General features: G+C 63.0%; 19 protein-coding genes and 1 pseudogene. 10 read left to right on the top strand and 10 right to left on the bottom strand.

Translation table 11 applies throughout. The features are described from left to right. The 3 genes and pseudogenes from AC04MI_RS12585 to AC04MI_RS12595 all read right to left on the bottom strand — a co-directional run. Positions 1-1,899, bottom strand: a 1,899-nt coding sequence (locus tag AC04MI_RS12585) for a protein kinase domain-containing protein (RefSeq protein ID WP_476497901.1), incomplete at its 3' end; no start/stop codon positions are given. A gap of 654 nt (positions 1,900-2,553) precedes the next feature. Next, positions 2,554-3,120 (bottom strand): annotated as a pseudogene (locus tag AC04MI_RS12590) (ATPase); the annotation flags it as partial. A gap of 44 nt (positions 3,121-3,164) precedes the next feature. Next, complete coding sequence (locus AC04MI_RS12595; RefSeq protein WP_476497902.1) at positions 3,165-5,000, bottom strand: glutamine--tRNA ligase/YqeY domain fusion protein; 1,836 nt, start codon at positions 4,998-5,000, stop codon at positions 3,165-3,167. Between the two features lie 171 nt (positions 5,001-5,171). Between AC04MI_RS12595 and AC04MI_RS12600 the strand changes: the two genes are divergently transcribed. The 6 genes from AC04MI_RS12600 (at position 5,172) to AC04MI_RS12625 (ending at position 9,402) form a co-directional block, all read left to right on the top strand. Further along, positions 5,172-5,507: a hypothetical protein gene (locus AC04MI_RS12600; protein WP_476497903.1), complete on the top strand. Its 336-nt coding sequence runs from the start codon at positions 5,172-5,174 to the stop codon at positions 5,505-5,507. Positions 5,508-5,699: 192 nt separating this feature from the next. Then, on the top strand, positions 5,700-6,176 hold the full coding sequence (gene aroQ / locus AC04MI_RS12605) for a type II 3-dehydroquinate dehydratase (protein WP_476497904.1): 477 nt from the start codon (positions 5,700-5,702) through the stop codon (positions 6,174-6,176). A 27-nt stretch (positions 6,177-6,203) separates the two neighbouring features. Next, complete coding sequence (gene arfB, locus AC04MI_RS12610; protein ID WP_476497905.1) at positions 6,204-6,617, top strand: alternative ribosome rescue aminoacyl-tRNA hydrolase ArfB; 414 nt, start codon at positions 6,204-6,206, stop codon at positions 6,615-6,617. Positions 6,618-6,787: 170 nt separating this feature from the next. After that, on the top strand, positions 6,788-7,618 hold the full coding sequence (locus AC04MI_RS12615) for a DODA-type extradiol aromatic ring-opening family dioxygenase (RefSeq protein ID WP_476497906.1): 831 nt from the start codon (positions 6,788-6,790) through the stop codon (positions 7,616-7,618). Positions 7,619-7,676: 58 nt separating this feature from the next. Then, positions 7,677-8,348 (top strand): alpha/beta hydrolase, encoded by a 672-nt coding sequence (locus AC04MI_RS12620; RefSeq protein ID WP_476497907.1) that lies wholly within the window; start codon positions 7,677-7,679, stop codon positions 8,346-8,348. A 163-nt stretch (positions 8,349-8,511) separates the two neighbouring features. Continuing rightward, the gene (locus AC04MI_RS12625; RefSeq protein ID WP_476497908.1) at positions 8,512-9,402 is read left to right on the top strand and encodes a DUF3014 domain-containing protein; all 891 of its coding nucleotides are present in this window, start codon (positions 8,512-8,514) and stop codon (positions 9,400-9,402) included. A 24-nt stretch (positions 9,403-9,426) separates the two neighbouring features. Here the strand turns inward: AC04MI_RS12625 and AC04MI_RS12630 are convergent, their stop codons facing one another. Next, complete coding sequence (locus tag AC04MI_RS12630; RefSeq protein WP_099730725.1) at positions 9,427-9,894, bottom strand: Lrp/AsnC family transcriptional regulator; 468 nt, start codon at positions 9,892-9,894, stop codon at positions 9,427-9,429. Between the two features lie 102 nt (positions 9,895-9,996). On the opposite strand from AC04MI_RS12630, the gene mdeB reads away from it, so the two are divergent. Further along, positions 9,997-12,663: an alpha-ketoglutarate dehydrogenase gene (gene mdeB, locus AC04MI_RS12635; protein WP_476497909.1), complete on the top strand. Its 2,667-nt coding sequence runs from the start codon at positions 9,997-9,999 to the stop codon at positions 12,661-12,663. 145 nt (positions 12,664-12,808) lie between these two features. Further along, positions 12,809-13,042: a hypothetical protein gene (locus AC04MI_RS12640; RefSeq protein ID WP_108498826.1), complete on the top strand. Its 234-nt coding sequence runs from the start codon at positions 12,809-12,811 to the stop codon at positions 13,040-13,042. A gap of 120 nt (positions 13,043-13,162) precedes the next feature. Here the strand turns inward: AC04MI_RS12640 and AC04MI_RS12645 are convergent, their stop codons facing one another. The 6 genes from AC04MI_RS12645 to AC04MI_RS12670 form a co-directional block, all read right to left on the bottom strand. Further along, positions 13,163-13,987 (bottom strand): M90 family metallopeptidase, encoded by an 825-nt coding sequence (locus tag AC04MI_RS12645; protein WP_436079146.1) that lies wholly within the window; start codon positions 13,985-13,987, stop codon positions 13,163-13,165. A 46-nt stretch (positions 13,988-14,033) separates the two neighbouring features. Continuing rightward, positions 14,034-14,834, bottom strand: a complete 801-nt coding sequence (locus AC04MI_RS12650; protein WP_436079145.1) for a UDP-2,3-diacylglucosamine diphosphatase — start codon at positions 14,832-14,834, stop codon at positions 14,034-14,036. Positions 14,835-14,916: 82 nt separating this feature from the next. After that, a complete protein-coding gene (locus AC04MI_RS12655; RefSeq protein WP_056064668.1) occupies positions 14,917-15,423 on the bottom strand; it encodes a peptidylprolyl isomerase in 507 nt (168 codons plus the stop codon). A gap of 29 nt (positions 15,424-15,452) precedes the next feature. Continuing rightward, the gene (locus AC04MI_RS12660; RefSeq protein WP_476497910.1) at positions 15,453-16,034 is read right to left on the bottom strand and encodes a peptidylprolyl isomerase; all 582 of its coding nucleotides are present in this window, start codon (positions 16,032-16,034) and stop codon (positions 15,453-15,455) included. Beyond that, on the bottom strand, positions 16,031-17,329 hold the full coding sequence (locus AC04MI_RS12665; RefSeq protein WP_436079144.1) for a L,D-transpeptidase family protein: 1,299 nt from the start codon (positions 17,327-17,329) through the stop codon (positions 16,031-16,033). The genes AC04MI_RS12660 and AC04MI_RS12665 overlap by 4 nt, the downstream gene beginning before the upstream one ends. A gap of 79 nt (positions 17,330-17,408) precedes the next feature. Continuing rightward, positions 17,409-18,491, bottom strand: coding sequence for a YybH family protein (locus AC04MI_RS12670; protein ID WP_436079143.1), 1,083 nt, complete (start codon positions 18,489-18,491; stop codon positions 17,409-17,411). Between the two features lie 218 nt (positions 18,492-18,709). On the opposite strand from AC04MI_RS12670, the gene cysS reads away from it, so the two are divergent. Both cysS and AC04MI_RS12680 read left to right on the top strand, forming a co-directional pair. Further along, the gene (gene cysS, locus AC04MI_RS12675; RefSeq protein WP_476497911.1) at positions 18,710-20,092 is read left to right on the top strand and encodes a cysteine--tRNA ligase; all 1,383 of its coding nucleotides are present in this window, start codon (positions 18,710-18,712) and stop codon (positions 20,090-20,092) included. Between the two features lie 47 nt (positions 20,093-20,139). Further along, positions 20,140-20,814 (top strand): DNA-3-methyladenine glycosylase family protein, encoded by a 675-nt coding sequence (locus AC04MI_RS12680; protein WP_056747082.1) that lies wholly within the window; start codon positions 20,140-20,142, stop codon positions 20,812-20,814. The last annotated feature ends 57 nt before the right edge of the window (positions 20,815-20,871 follow it).

A 20,871-nucleotide genomic window follows, 5' to 3' on the forward strand; every position in this document is an offset into this window, starting at 1 on the left:
ATCGGCAGAAATCTCATATCCGCTAAGTGCTTCGGTTCTGGATGCTAGTTCTTCACAAAATAGTCCAATATCTATTTTGTCATAGATGCCGTTTAGTATGTGATTGATTTTTTCTAGGTCTGCAGTAATTTGACTAAAACTCGGTCTTTGGTTTTGATCGTGTTTTGTGCAAAGAGCAATAAGGCGGGCAATTTTTTTTGGTGTTGAATGCCAAATCTTGCACTGTTGGCTTGCAATCGATTTGAGGCGGTTTTCCCAGTCTTTAGTCTGGTGCATAAAAGGAGTTGGTACTTGGCCGGAGCATAAAAAATATAATGTCATCCCTAAGCCAAAAGCATCAACCGCTGCGCTGCGACTGGTCATCTCTGATATAGAGATCAATTGTTCGGGTGCGAGATAGGGATTGGATCCTTTTGCGAGGACGGATTTTTCTAAAGCTCCCACATGCCAGGAGAGATCGAAATCTAGAACAACCAATTCAGAATTCTCACCTTCTGGATAGAAATCTTTAAACATTATGTTTTGAGGTTTTATGTCCCTGTGCAACACGCGTTCAGGGACGCTGTGGGCGCTGTAAATGGCTTTGGCAAGATCGCAGGCGACACGAATTCTAGTTTCCCAACTCCTGAATTTTCCTTGGGTGACGGCGGTATGAAGGTTGACTCCCTCAATCCACTCCATAACGAGTACGGGAGGAATTTCGCATGCAGTTATGAACTTGACAATATGCGGTAGTGCATGCTTGTCTAAAATTCGTAAGGATCGAACCCCTCGTCGAAATGCTTGGAGTAAGTTTTGATTTTTTCGGATGTCGTGCTTGAATACCTTTACAGCAACTTGATTTCCATCTTTGTCAACCGCCCTCCAAATGGTTCCAAATCCACCCTCGGAGTCCTCAAGGTTGCAGAGCGTAAAGTCAAGGACCTTGTCAGAGCCATCCTCCAATTCAAATAGGCCGGCGGCATGAATCGCTCGATTGTAGGTTTTGCAGAAATCTTCAAATTCTGCATAGCTTCTCTCGTTGTCGCCGATTAATATTTGACTGGCGAAGGAGTTCAGTGTTTGGCGTTGCTCATTGGGGGTGAGTGTTAACAATTCATTCAGCGGGGGTAAATTAATCGTTTCCGCTGAGCCTGCCTTTGTGCTCACAACAGGAGGTGCTTTGGGCGGTGCTTTTGCTAGAGTTTTTACATCCTGAAGAAAGTTGCTGAGTTCGCCATGCCGACCGTCTGTGTTTTTATAGTGAATGAACCGGATGCCACTTTCTTCTGCGAGTTTTAGCGCCTCATTGCCAATTTCACTACTTATCCAATATGAATGATTCCCAAGGCCGTCAGACTTTAGCTTTGCTAGATGCTCTCTTATTGCAATGTCATGTGCCGAGACGCCGAGCATAACAACAGTGCAGTATTTCAACGTGTCTCTAACGAATTCTGTATATCGTTGATCCGAAAAAAGTGCTTTTCGTCTAGTTTCGGTGAATACCCAAGTTTGAGGATCCTCGAAAACTCCATGAAGGTTTGCGATAAATCGCCCGCTTCCTACCGTTGTAATATTTCCAATCAGTGCTCGAACATCAAACCCACTTCGTTCTACTAGATTTTCTCCAATGTTTGCTTCGTGGAAGCCGCGTGATGCCAGTCGATCAATATTCAGCGTCAAAAAGCCACTAATGCCGAGTTTCCATAGTTCGGTGTAGACGTTCGGAAYTTGGCACTTCAGTGCCAAGCTTAGGTTGCGTTTGATCGCGGCTTCAAACCCGTTGGGTCCAAGAATTGACTCCAGCTTGTCGAAAATGATCCACGGGTTGTCTATTGATTCGATCGATTTGTATTGACTTCTTTTTTCTTTTTGCTGATCTTGGGAGAGGCCATTAATGTAAGTGTTGGCTTCACTCAATATTTTTTTTGCAATGTTGGCCAGTTGGGGAGCCCCGCAGGGGCACTCAGTCCTGCACCTGCCCAAATTACTATTGGTCTTGCTCCAGATTGCCATTCATCAATTAGATCCAAATATGTCTGAGTTGGATTGCCGAATTTTGGATTTTGCTGCTGTGACATTGCTTTGTTTTTTTGTGGATATGTTTTGGATAATTTGAGTGCCAAAATTTACAGTCAATATTCACATGGATTATTAATTTTGTCTGTAGAATCCCTCGGCACTACCGCCAAGCTAAAAACCAGTCTTTTCGCCTTGTAGTCCGCGCGATCCGCCACAAAATACCTATGCCGCTCAAACTGAAACTGTCATCCAGCTTTACATCGGCCAATGGCGACTCCACGACGGCAGTCACCACCTTTAGACTATTCAGGTTCAGGCTTCAATGAAGTCCTTGTCGCACGGTCGGGGTGGGCGTCCAAGAGCAGGCGGTCGTACATGCGCACTTCGGCGTTTATGCCGCGGGGTTTTTAACGGCGGTGCCCGCCCAGCTCTGTGTCGGCAGCTTCAGCCCGTTGGCGATCAGTTGCTTATTCGCCTGCTTGGAGGCCTGTTTGAGAGCGCTTTCCACCCGGTCCTGCATGGATGCTGCGGGCTTGCTGGGGGCGGTGCAGTCTACTGCCCGAGTTGTTGAAGAGTCTGCCATTTGTCCGGGTCCTCTACATAGGTGCGGTGCGCAGTGCCGCGTGCGATGGATGTTAGCGCGCCAATGGCGTGATTCAGAACGCGCCAGCGGTCTGCTAAGGGTAAATACAGGGCAAACAGGTTGTGCAGGCTGCGTTGAAAGCGGCGGGCAATATCGTCCGGCGGGATGTTGTGCCCACCCAGTTTGACGCGCAGCGCAACGCCCTGTGTGGCCAGCTCTGCGCTGGGCAAGGCCACGTAATAGATGTGCACTTGGAAACCCTGTGCTTTGCAGCGGGCCAGAAACAGCGCAAAGGTGCAGCTGGAGAGCGTGGATTCAAATGCAAAGCTGACTTTGGCGTCAGCCAGCGTGCGCAGGCGCTGCTGCATGATGCGCCCCGCCTCAAACGCCACGGTTTCGGGGGAGTAGGCCGAGAGGCCTGCGGTAATCTGGTCGGCGTTGACGAACTCCAGAATGCCCAGGGCGACTTTGAGCAGATCGGGTGCTGCCGTGGATTTACCCGCGCCATTCGGTCCGGCAATCACCACCACCGTGGGTTGCTTGGGCTTAGGTTATGGCTTTGTGGCGCGGGCGGGCATATTTACTTGCCCCAACTATCCTTCAACCCCACCGCTAAGTTAAACACCGGCTTTTCCGCCTTGTGGTCAATACGGTCCGCCACAAAATACCCGTGCCGCTCAAACTGGAACTTGTCGTCAGGTTTGGCGTTGGCCAATGATGGCTCCACGATGGCGGTCACCACCTTCAGGCTGTTCGGGTTCAGGCTTTCGATGAAGTCCTTGCCGCCCGCGTCGGGCTGTGCGTCCAGGAACAGGCGGTCGTACATGCGCACTTCGGCGTTCACGCCGTCGGCCACGCCCACCCAGGTGATGGCGGCCTTGACCTTGACGCTGTCGGCGCCGGGGGTGCCGCTTTTGGTGTCGGGCACCACAGTGGCCAGCACTTCGGTGATTTTGCCATCAGCGTCCTTGGTGCAGCCGGTGCATTCAATGACGTAGCCGCCCTTCAGGCGCACCTTGTTGCCGGGGAAGAGGCGCTTGTAGCCCTTGGGGGGCACTTCTTCAAAGTCTTCGCGCTCGATCCAGACTTCCTTGCCGATGGTGAAGTGGCGCACGGGGCTCTCCACGCCTTCGGGCGGGTGGGGCAGTGCGGGCAGGCTGCAGGGCTCCAGGTGGCCTGCGCCCATCACGTCGTCCCAGTTGGTGAGCACCAGCTTGACGGGGTTGAGCACGGCCATGCCACGGTGAGCCTTCAGCTCCAGGTCTTCGCGCAGGCATCCTTCCAGCGTGCTGTAGTCGATCCAGCTGTCAGACTTGGTCACGCCGATGCGCTCGGCAAAGGTCTGGATGGCGGCGGGGGTGTAGCCACGGCGGCGCAGGCCCACGATGGTGGGCATGCGGGGGTCGTCCCAGCCGCTGACCTTGTGGTCGTACACCAGCTGGGCGAGCTTGCGCTTGCTGGTGATGACGTAGGTGAGGTTCAGGCGCGCAAATTCGTACTGGCGGGGGGGCGGGCTGGCCAGCAGGCCGCCTTCGGTCAAGCGCTCCAGCAGCCAGTCGTAGAAGGGGCGCTGGTCTTCAAACTCCAGCGTGCACAGGCTGTGTGTGATTTGTTCCAGCGCGTCCTCGATGGGGTGCGCGTAGGTGTACATGGGGTAGATGCACCAGGTGTCGCCCGTGTTGTGGTGGGTGGCGCGGCGGATGCGGTAGATGGCCGGGTCGCGCATGTTGATGTTGGGGCTGGCCATGTCGATCTTGGCGCGCAGCACCATCGATCCGTCTTCGTGTTGGCCGTCCTTCATCTCGCGGAAGATGCGCAGGTTCTCTGCCGGCGTGCGGCTGCGGAAAGGGCTGTCCACGCCGGGCTTGCTGAAGTCGCCCCGGTTCACGCGCATTTGTTCGGCGGTCTGTTCGTCCACGTAGGCGTGGCCGGCTTCGATCAGGTATTCGGCTGCCCGGTACATGAAGCCGAAGTAGTCGCTGGCCTGGTAGGGGGCGGCGCTGCCAGGGGCCTGGCCGATCTGTGTCCAGTCAAAACCGAGCCATTTCACGGCGTCGATGATGCTGTTGACGTATTCGGTGTCTTCTTTTTCGGGGTTGGTGTCGTCAAAGCGCAGGTGGCACACGCCGCCGTAGTCGCGCGCCAGGCCAAAGTTGATGCAGATGCTCTTGGCGTGGCCCACGTGCAGGTAGCCGTTGGGTTCGGGCGGGAAGCGGGTGCGGATCTTGGCGGGGTCGGGCTGGCCGGCCGTGTGGTGGGCGGCGTCGCCGGGGGTGCCAGCCCAGCGGCGGGTGGCGTAGGTGCCTTTGTCCAGGTCGTGTTCGATGATCTGGCGCAAAAAATTGCTGGGCTTGACGGTTTCAGGGGCCGCAGAAGTGGCAGTGGCGGCGGTATTGGCGGGGGAGGGGGTGCTCATCCAGCCATTTTAGGCGGCGGTTTCGTGACGGTTTACGCATTAAAACCAGCGCGTGTACGTTCAGACACAACGTAAAGACGATTTTGTGCCATCCTTTTAAGCACTTGGTGCGTTGTGTACCGGTGAGGCGTGTCCTTTTGGCTGGCCGCCCTCATTCACTAGGAGATTTCCATGACGAAAATCCGTTCTGTCTCTACTGCGGCCGCTGTGGCGGGTGTAGCGCTGGCCCTGTTGGCCGGTGCTGGCTCCGCCCAGGCCCGCGATGTCAATTGGTCCGTGGGCATTGGCGTGCCCGGCGTGGTGGTGGGGGCCAGCAATGGCTACTACGCCCCCGCCCCGGTGTATGTGGCACCGCCCCCACCGGTGTACTACGCTCCCCCTCCACGCCCTGTGTACTACAACGCTCCCCCGGTGTACTACACGCCACCCCCAGCGGTGTATTACGGCGGTTATGGCTACGGCCATCGCCACCACGGGCACGGCCACGGTCGCCACTGGGACCGTTGATCAGCCCCCAGCGGCTGGTTTGTCACCAACCTCTTGGGCGCGAGTCGCTCACAGGCAGCGTTGCACAGGCTGCCTTTTACAGCGGTCCTTCGGGGCCGCTTTTTTATTGGGGCGGCCCCTGCGCGGGGCGCCGCATAATCCCGCACTCTGGCCTGCCAGCGTGGCAGGCGCATTGCCCCGGAGACTTTGTCTGTGACTGCCAATAAAAAAACCGTTTTTGTCCTCAATGGCCCCAATCTGAACCTGCTGGGCACGCGCGAGCCTGCCGTTTACGGCGCGGCCACCCTGGCCGATGTGGAAAAGCTCTGCACCRACGCCTGCAACCGCCACGGTTTTGCGCTGCGTTTTCACCAAAGCAACCACGAAGGCGCGCTGGTGGACTGGATTCACGAGGCGGGCCGCCTGCACGCAGCGGGCGAGCTGGCGGGTGTGGTCATGAACGCTGGGGCCTACACCCACACCAGCATTGCGCTACACGACGCCATCAAGGGCACGGGCATCACCCTGATCGAGCTGCACATCAGCAACGTGCATGCGCGCGAGGCCTACCGCCACCATTCGTACATGGCCGCCGCCGCCAAGGCGGTGATGTGTGGCTTTGGAGTGCTGGGCTATGGCCTGGCGATTGACGGGCTGGCGCAGTTGCTGGCCCAGCAGCCAGCGGCCTGATGGCTGGGCGCGGGGGATTTCACGGCCATGGCCCCGCTGCCCCTGCAAGTTTCTGAGGACGAGGTTGAAATCACCGCCATGCGCGCGCAGGGCGCGGGCGGGCAAAACGTCAACAAGGTATCGAGCGCGGTCCACCTGCGGTTTGACGTGGTGGCGTCGTCGCTGCACGAGGGTGTGAAGGAGCGCTTGCTGGCCCTGCGCGACACCCGCATCACGCAAGACGGTGTGGTGGTCATCAAGGCCCAGCAGTACCGCAGCCAGGAGCAAAACCGTGCCGATGCCCTAGAGCGGCTCAATGCGCTGGTCAACAGCGTGGCCGTGCCGCCCCGCGTGCGCCGGGCCACCAAGCCCACCTATGGGTCGAAACAGCGGCGCTTGCAAAGCAAAACGCAGCGGGGCGAGACCAAGGCGCTGCGGGGCAGGGTGCGCGACGGCTCCTGACCTGCGGGCCAGAGCTGGCCTGCATAGGGGCTGGAGGGCGTTGCTTGCTGTGCGCCAAGGGGCTGCCAATGTTTGATTGGCATCATCCGTAGAACAATCTGTCTGCCTTGCAGGGCTTGGTATCACGGGCTATCAGTCCTACATTCATGGTGTTCCTTGTTGGAGTTGTCATGTCTGCCTCTGCCCAAGCCCCCGTTCCTGTTTCTGCCGCAGTCCCCGCGCTGTTTGTGTCGCATGGCGCGCCCTTGTTTGCGCTGGATGCGGGCACCACCGGCCCGGCGCTCACGCAATGGGGCGAGAGCCTGAAGTCGCAGTACCCCGGCCTGCGTGGCGTGGTGGTCATGTCGCCACACTGGATGGCGCGCTCGGCGCAGGTGATGACCGGGCCGCAGCCTGCCACCTGGCACGACTTTGGCGGATTCCCTCCCGCGCTGTACCAGCTGCAGTACCCCGCTCCAGGCTCGCCCGCTTTGGCGCAAGAAGTCCTGGGTCTGTTGCAGGCCGCAGGTGTGGCGGCCCAGGGCGATGCCGCGCGTCCCTTTGACCACGGCGCCTGGGTGCCGCTGATGCACTTGTTCCCGCAGGCCGACGTGCCTGTGGTGCAGGTGGCGCTGCCCGTGGGCGCAGGCCCGGCCGAGGTGTATGCACTGGGAGCCGCCTTGCGCAGCCTGCGCAGCCAGGGCGTGCTGGTGGTGGGGTCGGGCAGCATGACGCACAACCTGGCCGAGTTTTTTGGCGGCGAGCGCGCGCCCGCGCCCTATGTGCTGGAGTTCAGCCGCTGGATCGAGGACGCCCTGGCCCGTGGGGACATGGCAGCACTGCTCAACTACCGCAGCCAGGCGCCTCACGCCCACCGGGCGCATCCGACCGAAGACCACTTTTTGCCGATCTTCTTTGCACTGGGTGCAGCAGGCGACGACCTGCACGCAAACTACTTGAGCCGCGAGGTGATGTACAGCATGCTGTCGATGGACGCTTTTGCCCTGGAGCCGGCGCACTGACACGGAACTCCTTGCATTCCACCCGTTTTTGGCCCTAAACCATTCGAGGCGCACATATATGCTTACCTTGCCGCTCACATTTTTGCAGCGTCCCGCTGCCGCCACCGCACCCCGGCCCTGGCTGCTGGTGCTGATGCATGGCGTGGGCAGCAACGAGCAGGACCTGTTCAGCCTGGCCCCGCAGATCCCGGACCGGTTTCATGTGCTGAGCCTGCGTGCGCCGTTTCGCATGGGGCCGGGCTCACACGCGTGGTTTGATTTCTCCATCGAGCCCAGCGGCGAGCGCACCATCAACGAAGAGCAGGAGGCGCAAAGCCGCGCCCTGGTGGCCCAGGCGGTCGAGTCTGCCGCCGCGCAGCTGGGCATTCCGCCCGAGCGGGTGGTGGTGGGCGGCTTCAGCCAGGGCGGCATCATGGCGCTGTCGCTGTTGCTCACCCGGCCCGCGTTGATGCATGCAGGCCTGGTGTGGCACAGCCGCCTGCTGCCGCAGGTGGTGCCGCTCACCGCACCTGCCGATGCGCTGCGCGGCAAGCAACTGTGGCTGAGCCACGGTACCCACGACAACGTGATCCCGCTGGCCAACGCCCAGGCCATCGCCCACCACATGGCGCCACTGCCGGTGACGGTGACGTACCGCGAGTTCCCCAGCGCACACGAGATTCGTCCCTCCGAGCTGGCAGCCACGGTGGCCTGGCTGGAGTCGCTGTCCACCACGCCCACGGCGTTCTAGGCAGATTTTGTGGGCGGGCCAGCCCGATGCTGGCTACATCGCGTTACCAGGGCCTGGGCGTGTGGCGATCCAATCGGGCAAGTCGCCTTTGGGGGGACTGGCAGGGAACGCCTAACGCTGTAGAGGCTCGGACAAGGGTTGTTCCTGTGTTGAAGGAGAGCCCATGCCCGATCAAGACACCGCAGAATTCCGCCCCGCGCCAGAGCGCACCTCCCCCGCACTCTGGGTCTTGCTGGCCGCGCTGGTGTGCGCCGTGGCGGCTGGCGCGGCATGGTGGTTCTGGCTGCGGCCGGTAGAGATCGCATTGGCGCCACCCCCTGTGGTGGCCGCTCCACCAGCACCGGCAGCGCCCACGCCCGCTCCCGAGGCGTCGGGGCCGCAGAACCCGGTGGATGCGCTGGCACCGCCCGACGCTGCCTTGCCTGCGCTGGCCGAGTCTGACCCTCGGGTTGCAGAGCTGTTGGCCGAGCTGCTGGGCCGCGACAAGCTGGCGATGTTTCTGCAGACCGACGGTTTTGTGCGTCGTGTGGTGGCSACGGTGGACAACCTGGGCCGTGCCCACGCGCCATCGCGCATGTGGCCGGTGCAGCCCACGGCGCAGCGGTTTGTGGTGGATGGCACTGGCAACGCGCCCACCACCATCGCGGCGGCCAATGCCGCGCGCTACAGCGCCTTCTTGGCGTTTGCTGAAGCGGTACCGATGGAGCCCGCCGTGGCGCTGTACGCGCGGCTGTACCCGCTGTTTCAGCAGGCGTATGAAGAACTGGGCTACCCCCGGCGCTACTTCAACGACCGCCTGGTGGCGGTGCTGGACCAGCTGCTGCAAGCGCCCGAGCCTGCGGGCCCGTTGCAGGTCAAGCTCACGCCCGTGAACACCGAAGTGCCCAACCTGCGGCCCTGGGTGCGCTACGAGTTTGTGGACCCCGCGCTGGAGGCGCTGCCCAGCGGTCAGAAGATCCTGCTGCGCATGGGCCCCGCCAACGAGGCGCGTGCCAAGGCGCTGATCCGCGAGCTGCGCAAGCGCGTGGCCACGAGCGGCGTGGCGCGCAAATAGCGTTCGCTGCGCTGCCGTGCATGCTCAGGCGCTGGGCAAAGGCAGGGCGGTCTTGTAGCGCACCTGCTTGAGCGCAAAGCTCGASCGGATCTTCTCCACGCCCGGAATGGGCGATAGCTGCTCCAGAATGAAACGCTCCAGCGCCCCAATGTCGGCAAGCGCCACGCGGATCAGGTAGTCGCTGTCGCCGCTCATCAGGTAGCACTCCATCACCTCATCGTGCTCGGCAATGCGGCGTTCAAAGTCGGCCAGGGCTTCCTTGCTTTGCGCCTTGAGGCTGATGCTGATGAACACATTCAGGCCCAGCCCCAGCGCCGCCGCATTGGCCAGTGCCACATAGCGACTAATGACGCCTGCCGCCTCCAGTGCCTTTACCCGCGCCAGGCASGGCGAGGGCGACAGGTGCACGCGCCGYGCCAGYTCCACGTTGGACAAAGATCCATCGGCCTGCAGCTCGGCCAGAATGCGCAAATCGAGGGTATCCAGTTTCATATGCCGCAGTTTATGGCTTTGGCGGCATAAAGTGCTATGGGCACGCGTCGCGAAAGGCAAAACGGCAACTCATTTGGAGTCAGCCTCGCTACAGTGGCATCCATGAACGCCCTCACACCCCACGCCCTGCTGCAACAAGCCACCGGCGCCCCCCTGGACGCCGACCCCGAAGAAACCGCCGAGTGGCGTGATGCCTTCCTGGCACTCGTCGCCACCGAAGGCCCCGAGCGAGCGCGGCACATGCTGCAGGAGCTGGTGCGGGTGGCGCGCGCGCAGCGCATTGGCTGGCAGCCCGACCTGAACACGCCGTATGTGAACACCGTGGCGGTGCAGGACCAGCCCGTGTTCCCGGGTGACCTGGCCATCGAGGAGCGTGTGGCTTCCATCGTGCGCTGGAACGCGCTGGCCATGGTGGTGCGCGCGAACCAGGCGTATGGCGAGCTGGGTGGGCACATTGCCAGCTACGCCAGTGCTGCGGATCTTTTCGAAAGCGGGTTCAACCATTTCTTTCGTGCCCGTGAAGGCCTGGGCGAAGGGCAGCACCGMGGCGAYCTGGTGTTCTTCCAGCCGCACAGTGCGCCCGGCGTGTATGCCCGCGCCTTCCTGGAAGGGCGCCTGTCCGAGCAGGACCTGATGCACTACCGCCAGGAACTGACGGCGCCGGGTGCAGGCGCGCAGGGCCTGTCGAGCTACCCACATCCGTGGCTGATGCCGGACTTCTGGCAGTTCCCSACCGGSTCGATGGGCATCGGCCCTATCAGCAGCATCTACCACGCGCGCTTCATGCGCTACCTCACGCACCGCAACCTGCTGAACTGTGCGGGGCGCAAGGTGTGGGGCGTGTTCGGCGATGGCGAGATGGACGAGCCCGAGAGCATGAGCGCGCTGACCCTGGCCGCGCGCGAGGGCCTCGACAACCTGGTCTGGGTGGTCAACTGCAACCTGCAGCGCCTGGACGGCCCCGTGCGTGGCAACGGCCGCATCATCGACGAGCTGGAGCGCTTGTTTGCCGGGGCGGGCTGGAACGTGGTCAAGCTGGTCTGGGGCAGCGATTGGGACGGCCTGTTCGCCCGCGACCTGACCGGTGCGCTGGTGCGCACGCTCGAAGGCACGGTGGACGGCCAGATGCAAACCTTCGCGGCCAAGGACGGTCGCTTCAACCGCGACAACTTCTTCGGTCAGAACCCTGAGCTGGCGGCCCTGGCGCAGGGCATGACGGACGAGCAGATCGACCGCTTGAAGCGCGGCGGGCACGACCTGGTGAAGATCCACGCCGCCTACGCCGCCGCCGCTGCGCACAAGGGGCAGCCCACCGTGATCCTGGCCCACACCAAGAAGGGCTACGGCATGGGCACTGCCGGCCAGGGCAAGATGACCACGCACAGCCAGAAGAAGCTGGACGAGACCGACCTCATCGAGTTTCGCAATCGCTTCAACCTGCCGCTCAGCGACGAGCAGGCCACCAGCCTGGCCTTCTTCAAGCCCGCCGAAGACAGCKCCGARATGCRSTACCTGCGCAGCCACCGCGAMGCRCTSGGCGGCKMCMTGCCGCGSCGCGAGACGGCGTGCGGCGCGCTGCACGTCCCATCCATCGACAGCTACGCGCAGTTTGCGCTGCAGGCCGATGGCAAGGAGATGAGCACCACCATGGCCTTCGTGCGCATGCTGGGCACGTTGCTCAAGGACGCCACGCTGGGCCCGCGCATCGTGCCSATCGTGGCCGACGAGGCGCGCACCTTCGGCATGGCCAACCTGTTCAAGCAGGTMGGCATCTACASSAGCGTGGGCCAGCGCTAYGCRCCCGAGGACATCGGCTCGGTRCTGAGCTACCGCGAGGCGCTGGACGGCCAGATCCTGGAAGAGGGCATCAGCGAGGCCGGCGCCATCGCCAGCTGGACGGCCGCTGCAACGAGCTACAGCGTGCAYGGCCTSGCCATGCTGCCGTTCTACATCTACTACTCGATGTTCGGCTTCCAGCGCGTGGGCGACGCCATCTGGGCGGCGGCGGACCAGCGTGCGCGSGGCTTCCTCTTGGGCGCGACCTCGGGCCGCACCACRCTSGGCGGCGARGGCCTGCAGCACCAGGACGGCASCAGCCACCTSGTGGCCGCSACCATTCCCAACTGCAAGGCCTACGATCCAGCCTACGCGGGAGAAATGGCCGTCATCATCGACGCCGGCATGCGCGAGATGGTGACCGAGCAGTGCGACGTCTTCTACTACGTCACGCTGATGAACGAGAACTACGCCCAGCCCGACCTGCCCGCCGGTGCGGCAGAAGGTGTGCTGCGTGGATGCTATGTTTTCAGGAGCTATCCAGGCAATATGCACCAGCGCGACAGCGCGATTTCGTCCAAAAGCGTCACCCTGATGGGCTCTGGCGCCATCCTGACCGAGGTGGTCAAGGCCGCAGAACAACTTGCGAGTGAGGGCGTGGATGTGACCGTGCTCAGCGTCACCAGCTGGAGCGAACTGGCCCGCGACGGCGTGGCCTGCGAGCAGCGCTGGCTGGCGGGCGATGCCCAGCCTGCACCCGCATGGCTGACGCAGCAACTGGCCACGACCCGCGGACCAGTGATCGCCGCCAGCGACTATGTGCGCGCCGTGCCCGAGACGGTGCGCGCCTTCATCCCCGAGGGCCGCAAGTATGTGACCCTGGGCACGGATGGGTTTGGACGCAGCGACACGCGGGCAGCGCTCCGGCAATTCTTTGGGGTGGATGCAGCCAGCGTGGCCCAGGCAGCGCGGCGAGCGCTGGCCGCTGGCTGATGGGTGCGGGGGGCGAGCGCAGGCGCCTGCCGTCGTTTTACCGTGCCTCCGCTCTGTCGCCTGATGACAGCGGGGGTGGGGTGAACGCCATTGCCCAATTTCGCGCAGGCTTCCTACAATGGTTTAGCAACCGTGAGAGGGCGCCATGGCACATGTCATCTGGGACCATAACCCGCCGACCACCTGGATAGCCAACGTGGACGGGCAAGCACTTTGCTCCATCAAGCGCAAAGACATTGGCGGATGGACCGCCGCCTGGGCAGACGACCGCCTGTGGCCGCCGCCCGCCCATTTGCCCAAGGCCATGCCGCAACCCACCCAGTTTTTCAGCAGTCTGGAAGAAGCCAAGCAGGCGGTGGAAAACGCGCTGGGCGCTTGAGGCGGGGCCCTGGAGCACTGCCGCAGTCTGAGTGACTGCGCTTGCGTGTACCGGCGGCGGCAAGCGCAGGGCTTCCAGCCAGTCTATGAGGGGCGTGGGCCCCTACGCATGCGGCCAACCTCAGCCCGCAGGGCGCTGGAAGAATGCATCCAGCACCGGCATCAACCCCGGAAACTCCAGAGCAAACCGTTCGCGGTTTACAAAATACGCCTCGCAGGCCACGGCAAAGAATTCGGACTGCGAGGTCGCCCCGTACGCGTCCAGCCAGGGCCGTTCGGCGCCAAAGCGCTCGGCCATGATCACGCGTTCGCGAAACTGTTCGTAGGCGGGCTCCCAGGCTGCCCACCATGCCTCATACGCCGCACGGCCGGTGCGTGTGCCTATGAAGCCTGCGGGCAGGGGCGGGCAGCCGTTGGGTTGGCCGTTTTTCATGTCGAGCTTGTGGACGAACTCGTGCACCACCACGTTGTGACCGCGCGCTGTGTTCTCGGCAGCGTTGTTCACATGCTGCCAGCTGAGCATGATGGGGCCGCGCTCCATGGCCTCGCCCAGCAGCACCTGGGTGTGCTCRTGCACCACGCCCGCTTCGTCCATCGTCTGGCGGCGGGCCACGGCCTCGCCAGGGTGCAGCACGATGCCCACAAAATCGTCGTACCAGTCGAGTGCCTTGGCGGGGTCGCCCCAGTGCAGCAGGGGCAAGCAGGCCTGCGCGGCAATGTCGATGGCCATGGTGTCGGTCACCACGAGGCCGTGGGCACCGTGGAATTCCTTGTGATGCAAAAAGAGCGCGCTCAGCACACGCAGTTTGGCCTGGTCGTGCAGCGACAGCGCGGCCAGGAACGGGTAGCGCTGGATGGTCTGCAGCCACAACGTGGCAGAGATGTCCGGTACCGGGGCCACGGTGGCGCGCACGCGGCGCCAGAGGCGGTTGAGCAAGGGGGGCATGGCGATCGGGCTGCGGGAGGTGGGCCCGCTCAGTTCATGACCGCTGTTACTTGGGGACCAGGGGCAGCCGTTCCAAGCCCGCGCTGGACAAACGCAGTGTTTCCAGCCGGGGGGGCAATGCTGCGGCATCCCAGTCGCTCAGCACCACGCGTTGCAGACCCGGAGCCAGCACATGGTCGGCTGGCCGGTGGGTGTGGCCGTGGATGAGGGTGTGGGCGCCTGCGGCCTGCAGCCAGGCGATGGCGGCGGGGCTGTCCACATCGGCGTACGTGGCCCCCGACTGCTTGCGCGCCTCGCTCTCCTGGCGGATGCCGCGCGCCTGCACGCGGCGCGTGGCCAAAGGCTGGGTCAGAAATTGCTGCTGCCAGGCGGCGCTGCGGGCCTGCAGGCGAAAACGCTGGTAGTCCACATCGTCCAGGCACAGCAGGTCGCCGTGGCTCAGGACATACCGCTGGCCGCCAAAGACCAGGACTGTGGGGTCTGCCAGGCCGGTGATGCCGCACCCAGCCAGGAAGGCAGGGCCCGCCAGGAAGTCGCGGTTGCCATGCATGAAGTACACCGGCAGGCGCTGCGCGGCGGCCCGAAGGAGGGCGCAGCCCCGGGCTTCGAAGCTGCTGGGCTCGCTCATCGCATCGTCGCCCACCCACACTTCGAACAGGTCGCCCAGGATAAAGAGGGCGTCTGCGGTGGTGCCTTCCAGATACTGCTGGAATGCGGCCACCGTGGCGGGCTCGCTGGCCTGCAGGTGCAGGTCTGAAATGAAATCGACCGTGCGCCAAGGCGAGGGAGCGACAAGCTCCTCGAACCAGGGCACGGTCGTGGTCACGGGGGGGGCTGGGTGGTTCATCCCTTGCGCTGCGGCCTGCAATGGGCGGCCGACATTGGTGTGGCCTCAGCGGGGCGCGCAGCGCCACAGGGGGATGCCATGCTCAGAGGGCGACGGCCTTCTCGATGATCACGTCTTCCTTCGGCACGTCGTCATGGAAGCCCTTGCGGCCCGTCTTCACGGCCTTGATCTTGTCCACCACGTCGGTGCCCGACACGACCTTGCCGAACACGGCATAGCCCCAGCCCTGGGCCGAAGGTGCGGTGTGGTTCAGGAAGCCGTTGTCGGCCACGTTGATGAAGAACTGGGCGGTGGCCGAGTGCGGGTCGCTGGTGCGGGCCATGGCCACGGTGTAGTTGGCGTTCTTCAGGCCGTTGTTGGCTTCGTTTTCGATGGGCGCGTCGGTGCCCTTCTGGGTCATGCCGGGCTCAAAGCCGCCGCCTTGCACCATGAAGCCGGGGATCACGCGGTGGAAGATGGTGTTGTTGTAGTGGCCCTTGTTCACGTAGGCCAGGAAGTTCTCGACCGACTTGGGTGCCTTGGCGGCGTCGAGTTCGAGGGTGATGACGCCGTAGCCGGCGATGTGCAGTTCGACTTGGGGGTTGCTCATGGCTTTGCTTCTTTCAAAAAATGGGCGCTTCACTTCACCACGGTGGCGGAGTTGATGGTGATGGGGGTGGTGGGCACGTTCTGGTGGCCGCCCTTGTTGCCGGTGGCCACGGCCTTGATCTTGTCCACCACGGCGGTGCCTTCGACCACCTTGCCGAACACGGCGTAGCCGTGGCCGTCAGGGTTGGGGGCGTTGAGCATGCCGTTGTCCTTCACGTTGATGAAGAACTGCGAAGTGGCCGAGTTGGGATCGCCGGTGCGCGCCATGGCGATGGTGTAGGTGTCGTTCTTGAGGCCGTTCTTGGCTTCGAGCGGGATGGGGGCCTTGGTGGGYTTTTGCTGCATRTCRGCCGTGAAGCCGCCGCCCTGGATCATGAAGCCRTCGATCACGCGGTGGAASAYSGTGCCGTCGTAGTGCTTGCTGTTCACGTAAGCCAGGAAGTTCTCAACCGTCTTGGGGGCCTTGGCGGCGTCGAGCTGCACGACGATGTCGCCCATCGACGTGGCCAGCYTGACCTTGGGGGCATCTTGCGCCTGTACGGGTGCTACTGTAAACATAGCAGCCAGGGCAATACTTGCTAGCGCTACCGTCGAATTTCTTCTGGAAATCATCCAATCACTCCTTCGAAAAAGATCTGCCATTGTTGGCCGCGGCGCGTCCAGTACTGGCGCTTGACCGGGCCTGTGCGGGCGCCTTCGGCGACTTCGCCGAACGTTACCACCATGGTGTCGGCCGAGTCTGTCCACCGCAGGTAAGACTTGTCCTTGAGCTGGAGTTCCCGGCCCTTGAGGGCGCGGGCCTCGGCCTGCAGCACCTGGGTCCATTCCTCCAGCGGCTTCTTGCGGTAGCTCTGGAAGTCGGGCGCATAAAAGCCCAGCAGGCGCTTCATGTCGCCCTCGGTCTTGGCGGTGCGCCAGGCGTTGAGCACCGCTTCGAACGATTTGCGGTCGGCCGCCACGCTGTGGGGCTGCACCCATTGCAACTGGCGTGCAATGACCACGGGGGTGGAGCGGGGCTCCACCGTGCGCAGGATGCGTTCGAGGTCGGGGTTGGCCAGCACGAGGCAACCGTCGGTCGCCAGTGGCGCGCGCGAGAATTGGTCGGGCGGCGTGCCATGCAGCCAGATGCCGCTGCCCGTCTTGCCCCGGCTCTGGTCCAGGGGGTTGGGATAGTTGATGGGGAGGGCGCCCGCGCCGTAGAAATCCTTGAGCTTGGCCGGGTCCAGGCGGCTGGTGATGAAGTACACCCCCAGCGGTGTGCGCTGGTCACCCTCCACCTCTTTTTCGATGCCGAGCTTGCCCACGGAGGCATAGTAGTCGGCCACCAGCCGCAGGCCCTGGGCGGTGTTTTCAAAGAGATACAGGCGAGAGCGCGAGGTGTCTACCGCAATCGCGTGGCGCGAGCGAGGGGACAGCTCCAGGAACTGTGCGGGGATGGCATTGACCGGGGGGCGGCTGCGTTGTGCATCCACACGCTGGCGTGATTCGGTGCGTAGTTCGGCCAGTGCCGCAGCGGCCTGGATGCTGCGGGCCGAGTCCGGCTCAGGGGCCACATCGCCCATATGCCGCAGTGGCCGGGTTCGCGACATGAGCAGGTCACCGACCGCCAGTTGTGCCAGCTGGAAATTGGGGTAGTCGCGCGCCAGGCTTTCGGCCTGGGCCAGCGCCTCGCGACCCCGGCCTTCGGCCACCAGTTTGTAGACCGCCATGAGGCGCGTCTCCGCTTGGCCGTCGCGCAGCTCAGCAGGTGTGGGCGCCACCGGGGGTGTGGTGGATGCCGCATGCGCAGCAGCCGCCCGGCGGGCCTTGGCACCCTGCGGCAGGGCTGGCGTGGCCAACGAGAGGCCCAGCAGCAACAGCACCGCGGATGCTACCCTGCGGCCTGCGTTGGTCAGGGGCACAAACATGCAAACCATCTATCAGCTGACTGTCAGGGCAAAAAAAAAGCCCGCGCGGAAGGCGCAGGCGCCGCATCGGGGGCCATCGTCAACCGCCTGTGGATTCGCGAACGATGGTCCAGCGGCCGTTGTTATTGACGAGGTCCAACGTCTTGCGGCTGCTCACGTTGAGCGCGTCGGCACTGTATGCCTGGCGAAATCGGGCCGTGGCCTTGTCACCTTGCACGGACACGGTGATGTCAGAAAGCTTCACGCTGATCTTGGATTTGCCGACGATGCGCGCCTCGCGTTCCTTCTCCCAGGCAGCGCGGCCTTGGCGACCAGGTGGATCGAACGACTTGTCGTACGCGCCCAGGTACCCCTTCATGTCCTTGGACGACCAGGCCGCAGCCCAGGCCTGTACGGCGGAGGTAACGGCCTGGGTGGACGCATCGCCGGCAGCTGCAGGAGCTGGGGCCGGTGCAGGAGCCGTTGCAGCGGGAGCAGGGCTGACAGTTGGAGCTGGAGCGGCGGCAGGCGCTGGCGCCGGGGCTGCAGCTGCTGGCGCAGCGGCGGGCGCTGGAGCGGGTGCAGGGCGCTGGGTTACCACCACGGCGGGCGCGGGCGCGGGCGCTGCGGCGGCAGGGCGACCGGTTTTGCTGCCGGGTTCGTTGGAGAACAATTCGCGGATCAGTGCCAGCTTGGGCTTGACCGAGTTGGCGTTGTTGGCATCCAGTTGCAGCGCCTTGTTGTAGGCCTGGCTGGCCAGCTTGGCGTAGATGTCGCCCAGGTTTTCCTGTGCGGTGGCGTAGCTGGGGTTGGTGCGGATCGCCATTTCCAGCGCCGTGCGGGCCTTGTCCAGCTGGTTCTGGTTGGCGTACAGCACAGCCAGGTTGTTGTAGGGCTCGGGCAGCTCTGGGTACTCTTCGGTGAGCTTGGTGAAGGTGGCGATGGCGTCGGCCTGCTTGCCCGAGTCGGTCTGGGCCACGCCGCGCAAGAAGCGCAGCTGCGGGTCACGTGGGTTGGCGGCCAGGCGCTGGTCGGCCTTGGCCAGCGCCTCGGACGCCTTGCCAGCCTTGAGCAACTGGGTGATGTCGGCATAGTCGTCCGCGTGGACCACGCCCGTGCCCATCAGGGCGGTCAGTGCCAGAAGGCGCAGTAGGCGTGGGAGTGTGCGTCGGACTTGCTTCATGGGGGTACAAAGGAGTTGGGCGGCAGCCAGCCCGGGCGGGGGCTTATACTGCGGCGGATTGTAGCTGAGGGGGTTGTCATGACGGTACGCTGTTGCCGCTGGTGATTTTGCTGGACGCCCCTTGCCGGGCCACCCCTTGTCAAGGGCCGAGTTCCGCTGCTGCCGGGTGAGTTTCTTTGCCTCGCCCACCCCATCAAGTCTCCCGTTACTGAAATCCCATGAGTYTGCGCATCTACAACACGCTKTCGCGTGCATTGGAAGACTTTTCCCCGCTCGAACCTGGCCATGTGCGCATGTAYGTGTGCGGCATGACSRTYTATGACCTGTGCCATATSGGCCACGCCCGGATGATGATGGCGTTCGACGTCGTGCAGCGCTGGCTCAAGGCCAGCGGCCTGCGCGTGACCTACGTGCGTAACATCACCGACATCGACGACAAGATCATCAAGCGTGCGCTGGAGCGTGGCATCACCATCCGCCAGCTCACTGACGAGATGATTGCTGCCATGCACCAGGACATCGGCCTGCTGGGCATCGAGCCGCCGTCGGTCGAGCCCCGCGCTACCGAATATGTGCCCCAGATGCTCTCGCTCATCGGCCAGCTGGAAGGCAAGGGCCTTGCCTACCGGGCGAGCAACGGCGATGTGAACTACTCCGTGCGCAAGTTCAATGGCTACGGCAAGCTCTCGGGCAAGTCGCTCGACGAGCTGCGCGCCGGCGAGCGCGTAGCAGTGCTGGACGGCAAGGAAGACCCGCTCGACTTCGTGCTGTGGAAAGCCTCCAAGCCCGAGGAACCCCCCGAGGCCAAATGGGACAGCAGCTTTGGCTCGGGCCGCCCCGGCTGGCACATCGAATGCTCGGCCATGAGCTGCGCCACGCTGGGCGAGACCTTCGACATCCACGGCGGCGGCGCAGACCTGCAGTTCCCCCACCACGAGAACGAAATCGCCCAGAGTGAAGGTGCCACGGGCAAACCGCTGGCCAAGTTCTGGGTGCACAACGGCTTTGTGCGTGTGGACAACGAGAAGATGTCCAAGAGCCTGGGCAACTTCTTCACCATCCGCGACGTGCTCAAGACGTACGACGCAGAAACCGTGCGCTTTTTCATCGTCCGCGCCCACTACCGCAGTGCGCTGAACTACAGCGATGCGCACCTGGATGACGCGCGCCAGGCGCTCAAGCGGCTGTACACCGCGCTGAGCCTGGTGACTCCCGCACAAGCGGCTTCCATCGACTGGACCAACCCTTACGCGGCMCGCTTCAAGGCCGCRATGGACGAGGACTTTGSMACKCCCGAGGCCGTGGCCGTGCTGTTTGATCTGGCCAGCGAGGTCAACAAGACCCGCTCTGTCGAGCTGGCGGGGTTGCTCCAGGCGCTGGGTGGCTGCCTGGGGATCTTGCAGGGTGACCCCAAGGCTTTTCTTCAGTCCGGGGCCGCCGGTGTGGATGAGTCTGAGATTCAGGCACAGATTGCTGCCCGGGCCGCAGCCAAGGCGGCMAARAACTTYGCCGAGGCCGACCGCATCCGCAACSACYTSCTGGCSCAGGGCATCGTGCTCAAGGACTCCGCCGCCGGCACCACATGGGAAGCTGCCCAATGAGCATTGTTTTGATGCCAAATATGCCAGTAGTGCAGGTGGAATAAGCGGTGGCAGCTTCTAAAAAGATAGCGGGTGACGCTGTGGCGCCATCGCTGGTTCTGGCCACGCCCGACTACTGGGCGGAGGCCTGCAAGCACCTGGTGAAAAAAGACCGGGTGATGAAGCGCCTGATCCCCCAGTTTGGCGACGCCGCGCTGCAAACCAAGGGCGACCCCTTCATCACACTGGCGCGTTCCATCGTGGGACAGCAGGTGTCCGTGGCGTCAGCACAGGCCGTATGGGAGCGTTTTGTGGCGCTGCTGCCGCGCGGCATGAAGCCCGCCAGCGTGCTCAAGCTCAAGATCGACGACATGCGGGCCGCAGGCCTGTCTGCCCGCAAGGTGGACTACCTGGTGGACCTGGCCATGCACTTTGAAGGCGGCAAGCTGCACGTCAAGGACTGGGCCGCCATGGACGATGAAGCCATCATTGCCGAGCTGGTGGCCATCCGTGGCATCGGCCGATGGACGGCCGAAATGTTTTTGATCTTCTATTTGATGCGGCCCAATGTTTTGCCCCTCGATGACGTGGGGTTGATCAGCGGCATCAGCCAGAATTACTTCTCTGGCGACCCCGTGAGCCGCAGTGACGCCCGCGAGGTGGCCGAGGCCTGGAAGCCCTGGTGCAGCGTCGCGACTTGGTATATTTGGCGGTCTCTGGACCCCCTGCCTGTAACCTATTGACACCACTGCAGGCACGCCGGTTACAGTGCGTGCCATTCGTGGCAACCCCGCCGGGTG

It is taken from the genome of Acidovorax sp. LjRoot204, from assembly GCF_056175785.1.